The organism is Pseudomonas sp. JAI111 (assembly GCF_024809425.1).
GTDB lineage: Bacteria > Pseudomonadota > Gammaproteobacteria > Pseudomonadales > Pseudomonadaceae > Aquipseudomonas.
In genome coordinates this window covers 569,724-589,543 of sequence record NZ_JANUCB010000003.1, presented here as the reverse complement: position 1 = coordinate 589,543, position 19,820 = coordinate 569,724, and the positions used below count along the sequence as shown (strand labels likewise).

At 58.6% G+C, this 19,820-nt stretch carries 15 protein-coding genes; 4 read left to right on the top strand and 11 right to left on the bottom strand.

Annotated elements, in window-relative coordinates; translation table 11 throughout:
• Window positions 1-66: 66 nt before the first annotated feature.
• Window positions 67-2,274 carry an autotransporter domain-containing protein gene (locus HNR03_RS13615; RefSeq protein ID WP_259154090.1) on the bottom strand — a complete coding sequence of 736 codons (2,208 nt, stop codon included), beginning with the start codon at window positions 2,272-2,274 and terminating at the stop codon, window positions 67-69.
• A 387-nt stretch (window positions 2,275-2,661) separates the two neighbouring features.
• Between HNR03_RS13615 and HNR03_RS13610 the strand changes: the two genes are divergently transcribed.
• On the top strand, window positions 2,662-4,014 hold the full coding sequence (locus HNR03_RS13610) for a HipA domain-containing protein (protein ID WP_222589091.1): 1,353 nt from the start codon (window positions 2,662-2,664) through the stop codon (window positions 4,012-4,014).
• Window positions 4,011-4,289, top strand: coding sequence for a helix-turn-helix domain-containing protein (locus tag HNR03_RS13605; protein ID WP_222589090.1), 279 nt, complete (start codon window positions 4,011-4,013; stop codon window positions 4,287-4,289). The genes HNR03_RS13610 and HNR03_RS13605 overlap by 4 nt, the downstream gene beginning before the upstream one ends.
• Window positions 4,290-4,416: 127 nt before the next feature.
• Here the strand turns inward: HNR03_RS13605 and HNR03_RS13600 are convergent, their stop codons facing one another.
• Window positions 4,417-5,253 carry an amino acid ABC transporter permease gene (locus HNR03_RS13600; protein ID WP_222589089.1) on the bottom strand — a complete coding sequence of 279 codons (837 nt, stop codon included), beginning with the start codon at window positions 5,251-5,253 and terminating at the stop codon, window positions 4,417-4,419.
• The gene (locus HNR03_RS13595; protein WP_222589088.1) at window positions 5,250-6,071 is read right to left on the bottom strand and encodes an ABC transporter substrate-binding protein; all 822 of its coding nucleotides are present in this window, start codon (window positions 6,069-6,071) and stop codon (window positions 5,250-5,252) included. Before HNR03_RS13595 ends, HNR03_RS13600 begins: the two co-directional genes overlap by 4 nt.
• Window positions 6,072-6,183: 112 nt before the next feature.
• Between HNR03_RS13595 and HNR03_RS13590 the strand changes: the two genes are divergently transcribed.
• Window positions 6,184-7,083 carry a homocysteine S-methyltransferase family protein gene (locus HNR03_RS13590; RefSeq protein WP_259154089.1) on the top strand — a complete coding sequence of 300 codons (900 nt, stop codon included), beginning with the start codon at window positions 6,184-6,186 and terminating at the stop codon, window positions 7,081-7,083.
• 68 nt (window positions 7,084-7,151) lie between these two features.
• Here HNR03_RS13590 and HNR03_RS13585 read toward each other — a convergent pair whose 3' ends face one another.
• From HNR03_RS13585 to HNR03_RS13575, 3 genes are read right to left on the bottom strand one after another with little or no spacing between them, the layout of a single operon-like run.
• The gene (locus HNR03_RS13585; RefSeq protein ID WP_259154088.1) at window positions 7,152-7,823 is read right to left on the bottom strand and encodes a GNAT family N-acetyltransferase; all 672 of its coding nucleotides are present in this window, start codon (window positions 7,821-7,823) and stop codon (window positions 7,152-7,154) included.
• 17 nt (window positions 7,824-7,840) lie between these two features.
• On the bottom strand, window positions 7,841-8,287 hold the full coding sequence (locus HNR03_RS13580) for a GNAT family N-acetyltransferase (RefSeq protein ID WP_222589085.1): 447 nt from the start codon (window positions 8,285-8,287) through the stop codon (window positions 7,841-7,843).
• A 10-nt stretch (window positions 8,288-8,297) separates the two neighbouring features.
• Window positions 8,298-8,921, bottom strand: coding sequence for an FMN-binding negative transcriptional regulator (locus HNR03_RS13575; protein WP_259154086.1), 624 nt, complete (start codon window positions 8,919-8,921; stop codon window positions 8,298-8,300).
• A 91-nt stretch (window positions 8,922-9,012) separates the two neighbouring features.
• Here HNR03_RS13575 and HNR03_RS13570 point away from each other — a divergent pair, with 91 nt between their 5' ends.
• Window positions 9,013-10,560, top strand: coding sequence for a PLP-dependent aminotransferase family protein (locus HNR03_RS13570; RefSeq protein WP_259154085.1), 1,548 nt, complete (start codon window positions 9,013-9,015; stop codon window positions 10,558-10,560).
• 12 nt (window positions 10,561-10,572) lie between these two features.
• Here HNR03_RS13570 and HNR03_RS13565 read toward each other — a convergent pair whose 3' ends face one another.
• The 5 genes from HNR03_RS13565 to HNR03_RS13545 form a co-directional block, all read right to left on the bottom strand.
• Window positions 10,573-15,090, bottom strand: a complete 4,518-nt coding sequence (locus tag HNR03_RS13565; protein ID WP_259154084.1) for a dermonecrotic toxin domain-containing protein — start codon at window positions 15,088-15,090, stop codon at window positions 10,573-10,575.
• A gap of 148 nt (window positions 15,091-15,238) precedes the next feature.
• Complete coding sequence (locus HNR03_RS13560; RefSeq protein ID WP_259154083.1) at window positions 15,239-16,339, bottom strand: polyamine ABC transporter substrate-binding protein; 1,101 nt, start codon at window positions 16,337-16,339, stop codon at window positions 15,239-15,241.
• 13 nt (window positions 16,340-16,352) lie between these two features.
• Window positions 16,353-17,384 (bottom strand): histone deacetylase family protein, encoded by a 1,032-nt coding sequence (locus tag HNR03_RS13555; protein WP_222589080.1) that lies wholly within the window; start codon window positions 17,382-17,384, stop codon window positions 16,353-16,355.
• A 265-nt stretch (window positions 17,385-17,649) separates the two neighbouring features.
• Window positions 17,650-18,648 (bottom strand): AraC family transcriptional regulator, encoded by a 999-nt coding sequence (locus HNR03_RS13550; protein WP_259154081.1) that lies wholly within the window; start codon window positions 18,646-18,648, stop codon window positions 17,650-17,652.
• Window positions 18,649-18,811: 163 nt separating this feature from the next.
• Window positions 18,812-19,816, bottom strand: a complete 1,005-nt coding sequence (locus HNR03_RS13545; RefSeq protein ID WP_259154080.1) for an asparaginase — start codon at window positions 19,814-19,816, stop codon at window positions 18,812-18,814.
• Window positions 19,817-19,820: the final 4 nt, after the last annotated feature.

The following is a 19,820-nucleotide window of genomic DNA, read 5'->3' as shown; positions in this document are numbered from 1 at the left end:
CTCGATTGACCGCTTTAACCTCGGGGGGGCATGTGCTCCCCTTTTTTTTCGCCCGGGATTTGTGGTTTAGAAATTCATCCGCCATTGACCCGTTACGCCATGGTTTCGGCTGTCGGTGCCGAACTCACCATTAAGGCCGACACCAAGCGTATGGTTCGCCGACAGCCCAAGGTCCAGACCTGCATCGACCAGCAAACTGTCTCGATCCAGCGGTGCACCATAAACGCTGTAGTTTTTCCCGCCTGTTACCAATCGCTGACGGGTATCGATGTAGACATCCCCGTAGGTGTGCTTCCAGCCGGCACTGAATCGTGGGGTCAGTTGCATGCCGTTATCCAGGGTGTTGAGCTTCGCCAGCCGCAAGCCGAATGTGCTGTTCAGGTTGTTTTGAGTCTGGCTCTGGACCTTCAATGCCGCGGCGCCACCTTTTTCGGTGTAGCCGTCACGCTGATAGCGTTGGTAACCCAGGCTGGCGAACGGTTCGATGCTGACGTTGGCACGGCCCAGGTTGTAGCCCACCTCAGCGAAGGCCTGTTGGGTGCTGGCATCGTAGCGACCTTGCGGACGGTCGCTGAAACCGTTGAACGCAACACGGCGTTTGGTGTTGCCATCGTGATTGCTGTAGGTCGCGCCCAAGCGTAGCGCCACAGGACCGTTCTGGCGCTGGGCGTAGGCGCCCAGATGCCAGCTGTCGAGATCGCCGTCGAGGTCACGGCTGTCCAGGCGAGTGTCGGATTTGCCGGCCATCACGCCGATACGCCATTGCTCATCGATGCGCCAATCGGCGCCCAGCACCAAGCCTTGGGTGGAAGTTTTCAGAGGGTCGTAGTCGCGATCCAGCGTTCCGCCGTGACCTAGCGCCTGCAGCCAGACTCTGCTGTTTTGCTCACTGCCTGCTGCTGTGCGCGGCGAATTCTTCTGACTGCCGAAGCCTGCCGCGCTGTCCATTTGGCGCATGGCCGAGAGCAGGGTTGTGCTGATCGGGCTGTCGCTGTTGAGGGTTGCCTTCGCGAGGTTGGCGTTGTTGCTGCCGGCCAGTTGCTCGATTGCAACAGAGGCGGTTTGTATATCGGCGCCGATCAGCGCGATGACAGCGGCATTGGTGGGCGTGGGCGGGGGAGTGGGATTTGCTGCTGTCGCAGGAACTGAAGCGGTGACAGGCGTATCAGCGACTATGGGGAGCGTCAGCGCATCAGCGACGAGGGGAGCATTCTCAGGTGCAGTCTGGGTTTGCGGTATGTCGATCGGCTCTTCAACACTTTGGGCGAATTCCTCCCCGTTCTCGGTAATTGCGAAAGCCTCGATAGGCACGTCGTTACGGGTAAGGATCAGATCGACTTTTTTCTCTTCGTATTCAACCTTGGGCGTTAAAAACGCAAGGTTATTGAGGACCTTTCCAAATTCCCCTTCGACTCTATTGGCTAAAAGAATGGTGTTTGCGCTGACGTATGGATAGTCGCCCGATGACGCAACAATGTTCAGCGTGGCGTCCCCCAGACTGGCGGTGCCGCCGACTACAACCGTTGCACTTTTGCGGTCGGCGTCGACCTCGTAGGTCAGTTCGGCCGTTTTGGAAAGCCTCAAATCGCCCGACACGGTCGGCGCTCCGTGTACCTTATCGACAGAGAAACGGCCGTTGACCTGCAATGCCCCGACTCGACCATTACCGGCGAATACACTTTTCTCATCAACCAGCACCTCGCCCATGACAATCCCAGAGTTGGTCAGGGTGCCACCTGATTGAACCGTTACGCCGCCGCCGATCTCGCCTGTGTTGACAAGAGAACCCTGGACCAACGCTCCTCCTTCGATACCCCCGTCATTGATGAGTGTTGCCCGGGAGCGCACCCATACACCCGTTTTGAAGTCATTTGGACTGTTGACGGTCCACGTGCTTCGTTTCAGTTCCAGGCCTTCGAAGTTGCGACTCTCGCCCAGCGTGCCGCCACTTGCCGTATCAAGCTGCAGGAAATTGGTCCCGCCACGACCGTCTACCGTGCCGGTGAGGGCTCCCCGGCCAGTGACTATGACAAGGTCATTTCCTTCGCTGAAAGCCCGATTACTTCCATCGACTGCTCTGGTGATGGAGGTCTTGATGGTGTCGGCGTGACTGATAAAAGCCTCGAGCTGCCCGATGAGCTGCTCCGGTGTTTCAGAAGAAGGAGTGCCGGCATCGATGGACGTCTGCTGGGCAAACGAAAAATCAACGCAACCCACTGCCAGCGCGATGGCCAGCGCCAAGTGGTGTGGACGGAATCTGTGTTGAACAAGCATTGAATTAAGCCTCTATTGAGAAGAGGCCAAACTCTAAGGAGAACGCTTCGTTGCCGATGTCAGGCGGTTCTGGCGGGTGTGCAGGTGTTGTCAAATCGTGGTGTCGAAAATGACGACTCGCCGGGTAACAGCGGTTTATTAGCCAGTCGAATCGGCGACCTTTCTCACAACTCATCGAGACATTGCCGGCTTTCGCAAAATCAGAAACTCATGTCCAGAGTCGAAATCGACGATATCTGCATTATTTTGCGTTTCAGACGAACAATAAGTGCCATAAATGCATTTTATTGCATTTTTTGGTTCGCTAGTGTTGAGAAAAATGCACTATATTGCATCTGAAGACCAAAATAGCTCTTGAATATGCATTCAAATGCAGGTGATGACGGTATGTACACCCTGACGTTACAGATATTCGCCGCAGGGATCTGGCGCGACGCAATGGACTTAAACTTCGACAGCCCGGAAAAAGGTTTCGAAAGTCGATGTAATTTCGGCTACGAAACACCCTATCTCGTCGAAAGCATTGAAGATATTGGGTCACCCTTTGCCAAGGCAGTGAGTGCCAGGTTTCCTTTGGACTTCGAGGGTAAGCGGTCTAACGCGCCAGCCTTTCTGCATGACATTGCTCCTGCCGGTGCAGCCAAGAGGTTTCTTCTGGCACACCTAGGTCGCGACAAACCTGCTGACGTCAGTGCCGACCTTTATTTACTGGCCAGAAGCACTCCGGCACCGATTGGCAATATGCGCATAAAGGAATCCGCCGAGGCAGTAGATCAGCGCGAGCCTATAGGGTTTAAACGCCAGGACGTCATTAGTCGTGATAACCGGTTTCTCGAATATGCCTATGAGCAGGGCGCAGCAATTGGGGGGGCTACGGGGGCTGGTGGCGAGGCTCCAAAACTTTTGTTGGCTCAGGGTAAGGATGGAAATTTATATCCCGACGCAGTATTGGACGACGCAGCGGTCACCCAGCACTGGTTCGTGAAGTTTTCTCGTGGCAAAGGAACCCGCAACGATCAGGACATCCTCAGGAGTGAGTACCACTACTACAAGGCACTACAAAAGCTGGGCATCGAAACGGTGGCAGAACAGGGCTTGGCCTTGGAGGAGGCAACCAAACCTAGCTTGTGGATGCACCGTTTTGATCGACAAGTGACCCCTCAGGGTGTCGAGCGTTTTGCCGTGGAGTCGATCTACTCTCTGGCGCAAATAACCACGCCCGGTAGCCCGATGGACCACATGGAAGTTATCCGGCTGCTTGCGGGGCTATGGCGTGATGCGGGGCAGGCTGACCAAATCCCGAATCTCGTTGCTGACTACCTGCGTCGGGATCTGCTCAATAAAATCCTCGGCAACTCAGATAACCACGGGCGCAATACCGCGATCATCCGCGATACGGCCTCGTTTCGCCTGGCACCGATCTACGACTTGGCGCCAATGGTGATGGACGACGAAGGCGTCACAAGAACCACCAAGTGGCCAAAAGAATTGGAGAGGGCTGGGGATGTAAATTGGCGTGGTGTGTGCCAGGCATTGGCCGACATCGCTGATCCGAATGATCCGCTGGCAGCGCTAATTGATTTACCGGGTTCTTTTGAACGCTTGCGGGAAGATGCCAGACACTTGTTGGCACTCCCGGACATTCTGACTGACAGCGGATTGCCCGACGCCACAATGAATCACCCGCGAATTGCATTGAAAAATCTGGAGCAGCGCTTGAAAGAGTGGGACCTGAAATGAGCATGACGGTAGCCGAGCGCACAGTGCTCATAGAAAGCATTCAAGAGGCGCTGGCCCAAGGCACTCTTGAGATTGGTGAGGCAGTCCGTCGCTTGCGGGTGGAAGTCACAGGCCTGCACCAGACCCAGTTTGCAAAGATGTGCAAAGTCTCGGTGCGCACGCTGGTGCATATCGAACATGGGGAAGGGAATCAGACGCTGAAATCGTTGAATTCGGTGTTCCGACCATTTGGATTAAAGATGGGCGTGGTGCGGGTTCGACGTGATCTCAGTTGAATCGACACTGTTTGCACGCAATGTCGACGGCGCTTGCTCAAGTCGGACCACCCTATACTCCGGAACTTGAGCTTGCCCGGTGACATTCAAGACGGCATCTACAGCATTCGACGGCTGCGACATTTTGCTAACTACGACTCAAATACGCCTTCCCGTAATGCCGCTCCATCCTTGCCTGAATCAGCTCCAGCCCAATCGACATCACCCAATAAATCACCGCCGCGGTCGTCAGCATCTCGATGTACCGATAGCTCGACCGTCCATACGACTGCGCCAAAAACATCACTTCCCAGACGCCCATCACCGAGATCAGTGACGAATCCTTGAGCATGGAGATGAATTGGTTGGTGGTCGGCGGAATGATGGTGCGCATGGCCTGGGGCAGGGTAACGCGCCAGAAAATCACGGTTTCGCGCATGCCCAGCGCCAGAGACGCTTCGCGTTGGCCGTGGGGAACGCCGAGGATGCCGGCGCGGAAGATTTCGCTGAGGTAGGCGCCGTAGTTCAGCGACAGGGCGATGATGCCGGCGGCGATGGCACCTGGGACGATGCCAAGTTGCGGCAGGCCCAGGTAGATCAGCAGGATCTGGATCAGCAGCGGCGTGCCGCGAAAGAACGAGGCGTAGAAACTTGCGATCCCGAAGGCCACGGCGCTTTTCGAAAGTCGCGCCAGAGCGGTAATGAAACCCAGTAGCGACGACGTCACGATTGAGCACAGGCACAAAAACAGTGTCAGCGCCGCGCCTTGCAGGAAGCCGTTTGGCGCCAGGTGCAGGCCAATCAGGTTGGGCAGTTTGTCGAGGATGATCGAGAACTTCAGATCGAAGCTCAGGAAGAAACTGGCGAACAAACCGAACATCGCCGCCCACGTCAGGTATAGCCGCGTGCGAAAGCCGAAGATTCGTCGCAGCCTGGATTCAGCCACCGGTTGCGGTGGCTGAGGGGGTGTCGGGAAAGAAGTCATTTGCTGATGTCGGCACCGATCCATTTTTGCGAGAGCTTGCTCAGGGTGCCGTCCTGTTTCAGTTGCGCAAAGACTTCACGCACCTTGGCGTCCCACTGTGCATCGCCCTTTTCGATGGCGACCGAGTTGGGTTCCGAGTACAGCGGCTCACCGGCCAGTTTGAAGCGTTTGTCTTCGGTCAGACGTGGTTGCGCGGTGACGAGATTGGTGAGGATCGCATCGAGCCGCACACCAGCGCCCAGCCCCAAGTCCTGGAACGCTACGTTGTCGGTGTCATAGGGCGCGATCTGCACATCTTCAAACGGATACTGCAATTGGGTGTCTTCGGCGCCTTCGATCACCAGGTTTTTGTTCAGATAGCTTTCGTAGCTGGAGGCGCTGGTGAGGCCGACTTTCTTGCCACTCAGGTCTTTGGCGCTATGGATGCTGTCATCCTTGGCGTTGACCACGATCACCGCTGGCGAGGCGTAATACTCGACCGGGAAATCGAAGACCTCGGCGCGGGCCTTGCTCGGGGTCATCGAGCAGACGCAGATGTCATAGCGCCCGCTCCAGCGGCCGGCGGCGATCACATCCCACGAAGGGGTTTCGAGGCGCAGTTTGACGCCCAGTTTATCCGCCACGGCTTTGGCGACATCAACGTCGAAACCGGCGAGCTGGTTCTGCTCATTCAGAAACGAGAAGGGTGGATAGCTCTCCATCAACACGCCCACCAGTTCCTTCTTTTGCTCGATGCGATCCAGCGTGGCGCCGCCAAAGGCTTGGGTGGAGGCAGCCAGAATCGTCAGGCCCAGGGCCAGTAGTGGTTGGAATTTCACAGTCGATCCCTGATAAAAAAATGGTTGTTATTAACCGGATGGTGCGTATTAAATAGTTATAAGGGTGACTCGGGTAGTGAGTTATTTTCATAAGCATATGAGTAAAAGGCATATGGACGCAGCGAATACGGTAATTCTGGATGGCGGCATGGGGCGTGAGTTGCAACGCCGAGGAGCACCGTTCAGACAGCCGGAATGGTCGGCACTGGCCTTGAGTGAAGCGCCGCAAGCAGTGGAAGCGGTGCATGCGGCTTATATCGAATCTGGCGCGGACGTGATCACCAGCAACAGCTATGCGGTGGTGCCGTTTCACATTGGCGAAGAGCGTTTTGCCGCTGAAGGTCAGGCCCTGGCGGCACTCGCCGGTGAGTTGGCCCGACGTGCCGTGAATGCCGCGGGCAAGCCTGTGCGGGTAGCGGGTTCATTACCGCCGCTGTTCGGTTCTTACCGCCCGGACCTGTTCAACGCTGCCCGAGTGACTGAATTGCTGGCCCCCCTGGTGACCGGGCTGGCACCGCATGTCGACCTGTGGCTGGCTGAAACCCAGAGCTCGATTGTCGAGGCGCGGGCGATTCACGCGGGTCTGCCGAAGGACGGCAAGCCGTTCTGGCTATCGTTTACCTTGAAGGATGAAGACACGGACGAAGTGCCGCGTTTACGTTCCGGAGAACCGGTCGCTGAAGCGGCTGAGGTGGCTGCCGAGTTGGGCGTCGAGACATTGCTGTTCAACTGCAGCCAGCCAGAAGTTATCGGCGCTGCAATTGATGCGGCGAGGGAAACCTTCGAGCGTTTGGGGGTGAAGATTCACATTGGCGCGTACGCCAATGCTTTCCCGCCGCAACCGAAGGAGGCTACAGCCAACGACGGTCTTGATCCGCTGCGCGAAGACCTTGATCCGCCAGGTTATCTGCAGTGGGCGGCGGACTGGAAGGAACGCGGCGCCAGCCATTTGGGAGGCTGCTGCGGGATCGGGCCAGAGCACATTGCAGTGTTGGCCCAGAAACTCGCCTGAAAGATCTCCCGCGTCGGCCCCGGAAGGCGACGCGGGATGCATTCCCACGCAGAGCGTGGGAATGCTCGTCAGGCGCGGCACTCCGCCAGGGTTTTCACCTGCCCCGACTCCGTCTGGTTCTCATCGGATAGCCACCGCTCGAACCCGGCGCCAATCGACGGCCATTCCGAATCCAGAATCGAGTACCACGCCGTGTCCCGGTTCTGTCCCTTGACCACCATGTGCTGGCGAAACACACCTTCAAAACTGAACCCCAAGCGCTCCGCTGCGTACTTGGAGCGGGCGTTGCCGTTGTTGCACTTCCACTCCAGGCGCCGGTAACCCAGTGCGAACGACTCCTTGGCCAGCAAGTAAATCGCCTCGGTGCTTTTTGGCGAGCGCTGCATCGGCGCGCCGAAGGTTACATGGCCGATTTCGATGCGACCCTGGGCAGGAACAATCGACATCAGACTGAGGATGCCCTGCACGTCACCGCTGGCCCGGTCGATCACGCTGAAGAAATACGGGTCGCTGTTGGCCGCATGATTGTTCAGCCAGTCATTGAACGCGCTGCGCTCAGGAAAAGGCCCGTACGGCAAATAGTCCCAGAGTTTTGGGTCTGAGCCCGGGCCTTGCAGGGCTTTCCACAATCCATCGGCGTGACGCGCCGGGTCGAGTTTCTCCAGGCGGATGAAACGCCCTTCGAGAGTTTGAACCGACGGCGCCGGGACGCCTTTCCAGTTGGCGAGTGAAGTCGACATGTTGTTCTCCTTGAACGTTAAAGGGCTTTGCGAAACTGGATGAAACCGGGGCGTTCGGCGATGCGCTCGTAGAGCTGGATCGCGGTGGCGTTGGTTTCGTGGGTCAACCAATGGACTTTGCAGCAGCCATCCTCTTTGGCGGTGGCGTAAACGAATTCGATCAACTTTCGGCCGACGCCAGTGCCGCGGGTTTGCGGCACTACCAACAAGTCTTGAAGGTAGCAGGAATTTTCAATGCTCCAGTTCGAGCGATGGTAGATGAAGTTCACCATGCCGACCGCTTTGCCATCTAGCCACGCCAACGCGGAATGAGTCGGCTCGTTGTGGTCGAGCATGCGCTGCCAGGTGCTGTGCGTAACCGCCTCTGGCAACTCGGTGTTGTAGAAGTGCAGGTAGGCTTGCCACAGCGGCAACCAGGCGGCGTGATCGTCGGCGCTGACCTGGCGAATTTCAATCTGACTCATGTTCATTTCCTTAACGCATCAAGTGGGCGAGGGCCTGGTCGTGGACGTCAGGGCTGGCGGCGAGGCCTTCGCGCACGCCGGCGATGTCTGCGGTGCTGCGGTTCTGGCTGAGCTTGCGTTTGCCTTCCAGGCGCTGGATCGGCAGGGCAAACCCGACGATGGCTTTGAGCATGCCGTCGATGTAGTCGGCGGGCGCGTCCGCCACTTTCCACGGCTGAGCGCGGCCGGCCTCGTGGCGATCGGTCAGCGCGCTGACCAGGCCAAGCAGGCGATCGGCATCGCTGAACACTTCGGCCGTGCCGTAAGCGTGGACGGCAACGTAGTTCCAGGTGGGCACGACTTTGCCGTGCTCGGCTTTGCTCGGGTAAAACCCCGGGCTGACGTAGGCATCGGCACCGGCAAAAATCACCAGCGCCTCGGCACCCTCCTGCAATTCTTTCCACTGCGGATTGGCACGGGCGAAGTGGCCGTAGAGGGTGCCGTTGGGGCCTTCGTCAGGACGAAAGAGCAATGGCAGATGACTGGCCTGCAAGCCTTGCGCGCCATGCGTAATTACCATGGCGAGGCGGGTGCCGAGGATCTGCTGGTGCAGTTCATCCACATCTTTGATGGCAAAGCCGTTTGGGTTGTACATAGAAAAAATTCCTTGGCGAATGTCTGCATCCTAGGCAGGCTATTGGTCTGTTGTAAGAGCCATTAATGACCAATTTCATAGGTCCATTGCCATGAGTCAGGCGCCGCTTTCTCTTTCATTCAACCCCGCTGGTATCGAACTCGATCGTCGCCAGGGCTTGAGTCGCCAGCTCTATCAGGCGTTGCGCCTGCGGGTGCTGGACGGACGACTGGCCAGCGGCACGCGATTGCCGGCCAGCCGGGATCTGGCGGAGGCGCTGGCGATTTCCCGCAACAGTGTGGTCCGTGCCTACGATCAGCTTTACGCCGAAGGGTTTATTGAAGGGCGTGTCGGCGACGGTACTTACGTGGCGCAATTGCCGCAAACCGCGCTCCCGGTAAAAAAATTATCCACAAAAGTATCCACAGGGTTGTCAACAGGGTTACCCACAGCCTTATCCACAAATTGGCTGGATTTGCCTGTGGTTTCATCCAGTAAAGTTATCCACAGTGGGGCTTTGGGGCGCGTTGAGAAGAACCATTTGGCGCTGCCGCCAAGTGGTCCTCCCCGGGCATTTCGGGTCGGCGTTCCGGCGTTCGATCTATTTCCTTTCGAGGTTTGGGCCAAGCTGAATGCGGCTTTCTGGCGAAAACCGGATCTGCAGCAGCTGTGTTACGGCGATCCGGCAGGGGATGAGCGCTTGCGTGGCATGATCGCCGCGTACTTGCGCAGTTCCCGGGGCATGCAATGTTCGGCTGAGCAAATAGTGATCACCAGTGGCGCGCAGCAGGGGATTAGCCTTTGTGCACAGCTGCTGGTAGAGCCTGGCGATGGCGTCGCGATTGAAAATCCGGGGTATCGGGCGGCGGGGCATGCGTTCGCGGTGGCAGGGGCGCGTTTGCACGGTGTGGCAGTGGACGCCGAGGGCATCGATTGCACCGAATTGAACGGGCTCAACGATTGTCGTCTGGCTTATGTGACGCCGTCGCATCAATACCCGACCGGTGTGGTGATGAGCCTGGCGCGACGCCTTGAATTGCTGGCGTGGGCCGAACGTACCCAGGGCTTGATCGTCGAGGACGACTACGACGGCGAATACCGTTACAGCGGCGCGCCGCTGGCACCGTTGGCGGCTCTCGATCGGCAGGGGCGGGTGCTGTATGTCGGGACCTTTGGCAAGGTTGCATTCCCGGCGTTGAGACTGGGTTATCTGGTGCTGCCGTCCGGCCTGGTTCAGGCCTTCTCGCAACGCCGGGCGGTGGATGTTCGACATTCGGAAGTGAGCACCCAGGCGGTAATGGCCGAGTTCATGGGCGCGGGGCATTTTCAGCGCCACATCCGCCGCATGCGCCGTGCAGCCCTTGGCCGGCGCAATACCTTGTTGGCCGGTTGGCCGCAGAACATCCCCGGCATCGGCAGCTTGCCGAGTGTCGCAGCAGGCTTGCACCTGACGGTGGCGGTCGACTCGCAGGCCCGCGAACGCGAATTGATCGAGCAAGCCGCCAGCGTCGATGTCGAGATCAATGCACTGAGCAGCTACTGGCTGCCCGATACACAAACACCGGTGGACCAGCGCGCAGGCCTGGTCCTGGGATTTGCCGCGGTGCCCGAAGCGGCGATCAAAGCAGCACTCGCGCGTCTGGAAAAGGTCTGGCGTTAATCACGCGGTACCTCAGGTTTCGGTCTGTGGTTCCAGACCCAGAAACAGTTGGCGCAGGTCGGGATCGAGCAGTTTGCGCAGGACACCATCAATCGGCTCGACGCTGCTCAAGACCTGCTGCTGTTCAGGGGCGAGGTTCTTGAGAAAGTCATCCGAGACTTTCAAGTGTGCCGCGGTGGGGTTATCCGCTGGGCTGTCGAGCGCTTCATAGTGAAAATGCGCCAGCCAAAATACCTGGTTGGTTGCCTTGTCGAGAATCCGGTATTCCTGGAAGACGTCGCCTAAGCCTTTGGTCTGGATGCGTCCTCGTTCGTCGCGACGGATCTCAACCTGTCGGTTCTCATGCAGCCATTTGAAAGCGCTTTGTGTCGGTTTGCGCTTTTGGTACAGGCGCGCTCGCACTTCAATTCCTTCTTGACGCATCCGGCGGGCCGTCTCACGCAATTCCAGGCTGAGCGTGGCGGTTGGCAGGGGAGTTCCCCCTGCTTTGTTGATCCGGATCATGGCCTGATCCACCTGGCTGGCACCGTGCTCCAGTTTGACTGCCTGTTGGTCAAACACATCCTGCATGTCGGCGGGGATGCGCCTCGGACGCAGGGCATCTTTACGCGTCTGGGTGATGAACTCACGAGTATTGAGGTTCAGTTCAATGGCGGCCTCGATAATCCCGTTGTCATCGAGGGTCGAGGGTGGCAATTGGCGGGTCAATGCGATGGGCTTGATGGGCTCGTCCGTGGTGTTCTCCACGTCAGTGCGGGTGTGGGCGCGCGGGCGGGTCTTGCGCACTTTGACCGGTTGCCGTGAAGGACCGTGTTGGCCTCGCTCTGCCGGTTTTCGCACCACCTGCGGCTCTGGCAACAATGCCTGAAGTCGGTTCTGTGCCAGTTGTTCGAACTCGGCAACAAGCGCTCGCAGATGATTAAGCCGGGATTGCCTGACCAGGCCAGGGTAGGTGACGGGCAGTTCCTGAATACGCTGATCGGCGTCGGCGAACGCCTCCACCAAACGGCTCATCACTTCGACAGGCACCTGCAAAGGGTGGGCGGTATCAGCCGCTTTTATCAGGTCCACCAACTGATTGGCGGCATGGGCGGCATTCACGACAATCTTGCCGACGGCGTCTCGCGCCTGGGACATCATCGGGCTGGCTTGCTCTTGAATGCACAACTCCTGGGCCATGCCGATTTCATTGGCTTTGAGATCCAGCGCAGTGAACGAAGGCGTGAGCTTCCTTATTTCGACTGATCGCTCGATACCGGCTCGTCCCGCGGCGCGCATACCCTCAAGCGTTGAGCTCGACAGTGCGAGTTTATCGACCATTTCGTGGCTCAAGTCGGTCGCCTGCTGGATCCTGCTGATGTAGCTCTCCAGCGGCAACGGATCTGCCTGGCCTGAGTTGCTCAGCATGTGGGTGGCTTCGGCATACTGGTTTTTCTTGATCACAAACCACAACGCGAGATTCTTTTGCAGCAAGGTGCTCATGCGCAGCAGGTCGTAGACATAGTTCTTCGATCCACCCAACGTGCGCCATTCCTGCAGTTGTTCCAACGCCTTGTGATACCCGCCGATGATCGTGTCCAGTTTTTGCGCATAGGCCATGCATAAGCGGTCGTAGTCTTGGCTATCGGCTTTCTGAATATCGGTATGCATCGCCGTCAGCTCGGTTTCGCTCTGTGTTTCCTGGCTTTTGAAGATTTCCAGAACCTTGTCCAATTCATGTTTGCGCAGCTCGCCGGCGGCGACCTGGGGTTTGCTGAACACATTCCCGGCTCCCCCGCGCAGGCGTAACCGCAGATCGATAAACCATTGCCCTGTGCTGTTATGAACCAGTGGCGGACCGGTTCGGCTGAGGTGGCCGGGGTCGACAATACAAGCCTGACCGTCCCCGTTGACCAGGACCTGGAACCATCGATCGCCAACCTGGGCAAACTGTTTGTCGTCGAGCTGGTAGAGATGGGGAGGCGCTTCGTTCACCTTCGTCACGTTCTCGGCCGCGATATCGATTGCCGGGACTTTGAATGTATCCAGCCAGGTGCCCAGCGCCGCAGGTGTGCGACGTGGCACTGCACCCGCGACTTCAAGCGAGGAGTAGTGCTCCGGCGCAAGTTCCGAGGACAGCGGGACGGGGTTGAAGGTGATGGCGCCAGGCTCGATTTTCGGCGGGACTTCCTTCTCCGCCGAACGCCGTGTTTTGCCTGATAGCGTCTTGCGCCGCAGCACGGCGTGATGGCTGAGAATAATGCCCAGGGTCAGGAGAATGTCCGAGACGGAAGTCCACACGATAACGCTGTCGCCCTTGTCACTGGCGTCGAGAGCTTCTTGGATTTCGTTGATGCTCTGCCATACCCAGACGGCCGTTCCAACGGCGCCGCTGAGGACATTCGAAGCTGCGTTGAACAAAGCCCAGCTGCTGTCTTTGAGCAGGCTCCAGCGTCGCTCCGCATTCGATTGCGACTGGCGGTCAGCCAGATCAACCAATGCCTGCGCATTGCTCTTGAACAGCACCGACAGGATGTTGCCGGTGATTTCTTCACTCTCGAACACCACGCGCCCGAAGCGGTCCGCGCGCTGCAATGGATTGACCAACTGTTCGGCCACCAGCCAAGGGGAAGGCAGGCCCACCGGGAAAACAGACTGAGCGTATTCAAAGCTCAGGGTTTTGTCGGGCAGCCATGCCAGTAGCGAGTCCCTGAGTTCGCCGGGTTGGTGCAGCGCGTACAGCAGGTTTTGCCTGGAGGGAAACTGCAACAAGGGCTGATCCAGCATCGGGCGATAAAGCAGACAAGGGCCGCTGCGGGCATTTCGAGGGCTGATGATGAACATGTTTGCGACCGTGTCGCTGGCGCTGATCAAGCGATGTTGCGGTGTCAGCGTGAGTGGGTAGATGGCAATGGACCGGGTTGTTTCGTTGTCGGGATCAAACAACTCCCTGACGTATCGATAGCAGTATTCATCGATCCCTGCCTCTTGTTTGACCTTGCCCTCCAGCGCCAGAAGCGGCAGCAGCAACCGCAACTGATCGCAGTAGAAAGATTCCTGGCGACGGGATTCGACGGGGTCATCGATCAGTTTGCGCTTGATCAGTGTGGGGTACGCTTCGCCGACGTTGACCTGCGCCGCCAGGCTGGAGAGAAACGCAGGCGTCAGCCATTGCGGCAGCGGATGGTCGGGGATGAAAAAAACCGTCGCCATGTAAGGCGCCTCGTTTTCCAGCGCGAAGTCGGCCAGGGTTTCGATGCGCTGGTCGAGCGGATTTGGCAGCGTCAGATTATCGGCAGTGAAGCTGCTGGTGACGCGGATTCGCAGGTCATCCAGCGGTAGGCTCGCAGCGCCGATGGCGCGAGGATCAGCGATGATCGCTTCACGCATCAGGCGTTGTGCATAGTCGGTAATGGAAGGTATCTCGGCTCTGGCGGCTTTGTTTTGCGGTTCCCGATAGAGCATGCCCAGCGCGCTGATGTAACGACCATAGTCTTGAATATCGGTGGTCGATGCGTCGCGCAACCAGTCGGGAATGGCCGAATCCAGATGCTGGAAGCGAGCGTTTTCGAGGGTGTCCGGTCCGGTCTCGGGCAAAGCGGCGTCACCGACAGGCGCATCAATGGACCTCATCGAGTCTATGGCATCGAGTTGTGACGTCACTAACGCCCAGGCCATATGGTCAAAGACGTTGCCGTCAGGCTCGAACAACTGCCACCTGAGGGCCCACCCTGTGGGTTGATCGTCCAGGCGAGCGGGCAGCGAGTCGCCCAGTTGTTCCATTGAAGCGAAGGACTCATAACCACGCTCGATCGTGTACATCATCAGCAATTCGCGTTTACCGCGGGTGGCCCTGAGCACCAGGGCGCCACCGATCAGCAGATGGCTGGCGACATCGTTTTCAACGGTATCGATATCAATCAGGCATGCCTGGATCGCCGACAGCCCGCTGATTGAATGTTGGCGGGTGGCTCGATCCGGATCGTTGAACACTGCACGCGCCATGGCGCATTCATCGGCGTCCCAGCCTTTGACCGATTGCACGTTCAGTGTTTTGCGCAATGAGTCGGAGAGCTCCAGCCAGCGAGCCATTTTCCTGCCTTTGTGGTTCCAGAATTCCAGTTGCTGACGTTGCAGCTCGATGAACAGCTGCGGCGCGGTGTCGTTCAGCACCTTGGCAATTTCCTCGATGCTGACCGCAAGGTGAACCGGGTTCTTGACGTCGGGTTCCAGTGTCAGGAAATGCTGCCCTTCAAGGAAATTGGCTTTTGTTCCGAACAGGCTATTGCGCAAGAGTGTGAAGGTCAGTGACTGGAATTCGATCGGGCCTGCTTCGACCTGATCGTTCACGACGTTCCATTGTGGTGTAGCGATGGTCGTTTGGTCCGGGTCGATGTTCAGTTGCGGATAGAGCGTTCCCAATGCCTGGCGCAACAGCTGTGAGGCCACTTCTTTTGGCAAAGGACCGTGACTGATCTGCCCGATCAGCTCGCTTTTTTCTACTAAAAGCGTGGCGTCATCCAGGGACTCGGATGGAATGATATTGCTCATGACGGCTACCTTGGAGCAGGGAGGAGGACGAGAAGGACCTCTTGATTGCACCAACGGTAATGGGGCGCCGGGAGCCCGGGGTGGTAACTATTTATGCCTTCAAAAAAAGACCCGCCATCGCGCGGGTCTTTGATCTTGGCAGGGAAAATCAGGTCCCGGACTTGATTTTGGTCCAGGCCCGGGTCCGCGCGCGCTCGGCATCACGCGGCAGCGGTTGCAGGGTGTAGAGCGTGCCCATCGCCGTTTCGGTCGGGTACAGGTTCGGGTTGTTGCGAATGGCCGGGTCGACCATTTCCGTGGCGTCCTTGTTCGGGTTCGGGTAGCCGACGAAATCGCTGACCGGGGCGATCACCTGCGGTTGCAGCAGGTAGTTGATGAAGGTGTAGGCATCGTCCGGATTCTTCGCGCCTTTAGGGATGGCGAGCATGTCGAACCAGATCGGCGCACCCTCTTTTGGCAGGCGCATGTCGACGATGACGCCGTTCTTGGCTTCCTTGGCGCGGTTGGCGGCCTGGGAGAAGCTGCCGGAATAACCGACCGCGACGCAGATGTCACCGTTGGCGATATCGGCCATGTACTTGGAAGAATGGAAGTAGGTGACGTACGGACGAATCTTCATCAACAGCGCTTCAGCCTTGTCGTAGTCCGCCGGCTTCTTGCTGTTGGGGTCCAGGCCAAGGTGTTGCAGGGCCAGCGGCAGGATCTCCGATGGCGAATCGAGCAGGGCAACGCCGCACTGCTTGAGTTTGCTGATGTTCTCTTCCTTGAAGATCAGGTCCCAACTGTCCACTGGCGCGTTGTCACCCAGGGCGGCTTTGACCTTGTCCGGGTTAAAGCCGATCAGGATGGTGCCGTACATGTAGGGTACGGCGAATTTGTTGCCCGGGTCGTTGCCTTCCAGCAGCTTCATCAACTTGGGATCGAGGTGGTTCCAGTTCGGCAGTTTGCTGCGGTCCAGTGGCTGGAACACGCCGGCCTCGATCTGCTTGGCGAGGAACACGTTGGACGGCACCACCACGTCATAGCCGGAGTTGCCGGTCAGCAGCTTGGCTTCCAGCGCTTCGTTGGTGTCGAAGATGTCATAGACCAGTTTGGTCTGGGTGTTCTGCGCCTTGAAATCTTCCAGGGCCTTGGGCGTGATGTAGTCGAACCAGTTGTAGACGCGCAACGTTCGCTCTTCAGCATGGACGGCGCCACTGAGCACTGTGGCGCACAGTGCCGGGGCGATAAAACGCTTGAGTCTGTTCATTGTTCTAATTTCCTCATTGGGCGCTTTCAAAACCTTCGAGAACATTCACGGCATTGATGCCGATTTCTTCCACGGCGTAGCCGCCTTCCATCACGAACAACGTCGGCTTGCCGAGGCCCGCAATGCGCTCGCCCATCGCCAGGTAATCCGGGCTGTCGAGCTTGAATTGGGAGATGGGGTCGTCCTTGAACGTGTCGACGCCCAGGGACACGACGACGATGTCGGCGCCGTATTTCTCGATTTCCTTGCAGGCGTGTTCCAGCGCTGCGCTCCAGCTGTCCCACCCGCTGCCGGCGGGCAAAGGGTAGTTGAAGTTGAAGCCTTCACCGGCGCCTTCACCCAGCTCGTCTTCATAGCCGAGGAAGAACGGGAACTCGGCTTCAGGATGGCCGTGGATCGAGGTGAAGAGCACATCGCTGCGCTCATAGAAAATCGATTGCGTGCCGTTGCCGTGGTGATAATCGACGTCGAGAATCGCGACCTTTTTATGGCCTTGATCGAGGAAGGCCTGAGCGGCGATGGCGGCGTTGTTGAGGTAGCAATAACCGCCCATCAAATCGCTGGCGGCATGGTGTCCAGGCGGGCGGCACAGGGCGAAGGCACTGCGGGCGCCATTCTGAATGGCGGCTTGTGCGGTGAGGGCGACCTGAGCTGCGCTGTACGCGGCTTGCCAGGTGCCGGCGGTGATCGGAGCTCCGCCGTCGAAGCTGTAATAACCGAGCTGGCCGTGCAGGCTGGTCGGCAGAATCCGGCGCAAGGTGCGGGCCGGCCAGGTGTAGGGCAGCAAGTCACCGTCGGTATTGAATTCGGTCCAGCGTGCCCAGGCACCTTTGAAGAAATCGAGGTAGTCGCGGCTGTGGATGCGCGCGATCGGATCGAGGCCGAAATCCTGTGGCGCCTGGACCGGGCCCAGGTTCTGGTTTTGCACACGTTGCAATACGTGGTCGGCACGTGAGGGCATCTCGAAGCAGGGCATCAATTGCCCGTCCATCAATTCGCAACGGCCGTGGTGCAGGTGGTGATCGTCCGAGTAGATCGTCAGCATTTTCTTGTTCTCCGCAGGCTGATTCGGTTGAACACAGTCTTGCGGCGCGGCGCGATTCGGAGAACGGCAGGAAAGGCCAAAAGGGGATAAATATGGCCAAAATACCTGACCGAAATTCGCCCCTTATTGGCGCGATGGTGCCCCGGTTCAGAGCATGTGCTGTTGAACCTGTGGGAGCGGGCTTGCTCGCGAAGGCGTTCTTTCGGTCAATGGAAATGTGTCGAATGTGCTGGCCTCTTCGCGAGCAAGCCCGCTCCCACAAGGGTTATCCGTGTGGCCTGAACTGACTCGGCGCCACACCGCTCCAGCGCACAAAGGCATGGCGGAAACTCGCGGTCTCGCTGAAGCCCAGCGCCTCGGCGATCCGGTAGATCGGCATCTGGTCTTCACACAGCATATGTTTGGCTTGTTCAAACCGGAGTTCGTCGAGCAATTCCTGGTAACTGCACCCCAGGTCCTTGAGATGCCGACGCAACGTCCGCGCTGAACAATTCATCTGCTCGGCCAATCCTTCAAGACCAGGCGCCGCATTGAGTTGGGCGCTGAGCAGTTGACGAATCCGTCCCAGCCACGCCTGACGCCCGGTGAACTCGGTGTTTTGTTTGCGGCAGCGTTCGGCCATGGCCTGGTGGGTGATGACGTCGGCGAGCGGCAGGGGAAGGTCGAGCCAGCTTTTGTCGAAGGCAAACGCGTTGTCCCGCGCGTCGAAGTGCAGCGGGCAATCGAAGTGCTGCGCGTAGGTCGCCTCGTAGTCGGGCGCGGCATGTTCGAAGCGGGCCGCCAGCAACGGCAGCTGATGCCCGATCAAGTCGTCGCAGATGACTTTCAAGGACACCAGGCAAAATTCGGCATTGAATACGGCCATCGCCGGACTTTCCCGGTAATCGGCGGCCACGAACCAGACGCGCTCGCCATCGCTTTCCAGGCTCAACTCGAAAAGTGTTCCCAACAGCGCCGGATAACGCATCGCCAGCCGTAACGCGTCACCGAAGGTGGCACTGGTGAGCAGCGCATAACCGAGCATGCCGTAGGAGGAAACATGCATCCGCCGCCCCAGTTCCAGGCCGATGTCACGCTTTAGCGCGACCGCATTGGCACAGACCTGCATCTCCTGGTTGGTGGTGATGCGCGTGTCCGCCCGGCTCAGATCCGCCGCGCTGATGCCGCTTCCCGCGAGCAGCGCTTCGCTGGACAGGCCTTCGGCCTTGAAGGTGTTGAGCACCAGTGAGACGGCGTTGAGCGTGGTGAGGTGGGAGTGGAGCATGGGTGGTTCCAGCCATTGGATGCTGGAACCGCAGCAAGTTATATGCCGAGCGCAAAACCCTGTGGGAGCGGGCTTGCTCGCGAAGGCGGTGTGGCAGTCACGTCGATGCTGAATGTGGCGCCGTCTTCGCGAGCAAGCCCGCTCCCACAGGTTTTGTGGTGTTTCAGATGAGTTCGCCGCAGAGGTCGAGCTCGATGAGTCGGCGTACTTCGGCGGTGTCCAGTCCGGTACCCAGCAACCCATGCAACTTGCCGAACGCTGCCTCACGGGTCATGCCGCCACCCGACAGCACACCAGCACCGCGCAAGCGACTGCCGGCCTCATACACATCCAGCTCAACGCCGCCTTCGTGGCACTGCGTTACCGCGACCACCACAACGCCTTTGTCCCGCGCCCGCTCCAGGCTGGCGAGAAACTCGGGGTTATCGCTCGGCCCCGTGCCACTGCCGTAACATTCCAGCACCAGGCCTTGAATGCCACTGTTCAACACACCGTCCAGCTGTTCGGCGCCGATGCCGGGGAACAGCGGCAGCACGGCGACCTTGGCCAGTTGCTTCGGTTGGTTGTAGGTCAATGGCGTCGGCAGCGAAGTGGCCTTCACACCGCCGCCCTGACGCTCAAGACGCTTGAATGGATGGCGCCCGAAACTACGCACTTTCGCGCAGCGGGTCGGGGCCAGCAGTTCACCGTGGAAGTACAGATGAACGCCCGATGGCAGACCTTGGCCCAGCGCAACCAGCGCGCCGCTGAGGTTTTCCCAGGCATCGCTGTCGGTTACGCCGGCAGGCAACATTGAGCCGGTAAACACCACACGGGCATGCAGGCCGAGCAACTGAAAGCTCATGGCTGCTGCGCTGTAAGCCAAGGTGTCGGTGCCATGCAAAATCAGCACGCTGTCGCAGCCTTGAACATCAACGGCGTCGACCACCGCTTCACGCAGTTGCTGCCAATAGGTGGGAGACATGTTGGCGCTGTCGATCAGCGGCGACATTTCACGAAAGCGCCACTGCGGCACAACCAGGTCAGGCTGGCTGTGCAGGTAGTCACGCATCCGCGCTTCAAAACCGGACGCCGGGGCCAGGCCGTTGGCGCTGGCCTGCATGCCGATGGTGCCACCGGTGTAGAGCACCATGACGTGCTGGGCGGCAGGAAAGGAATTGGCAACCATGGGG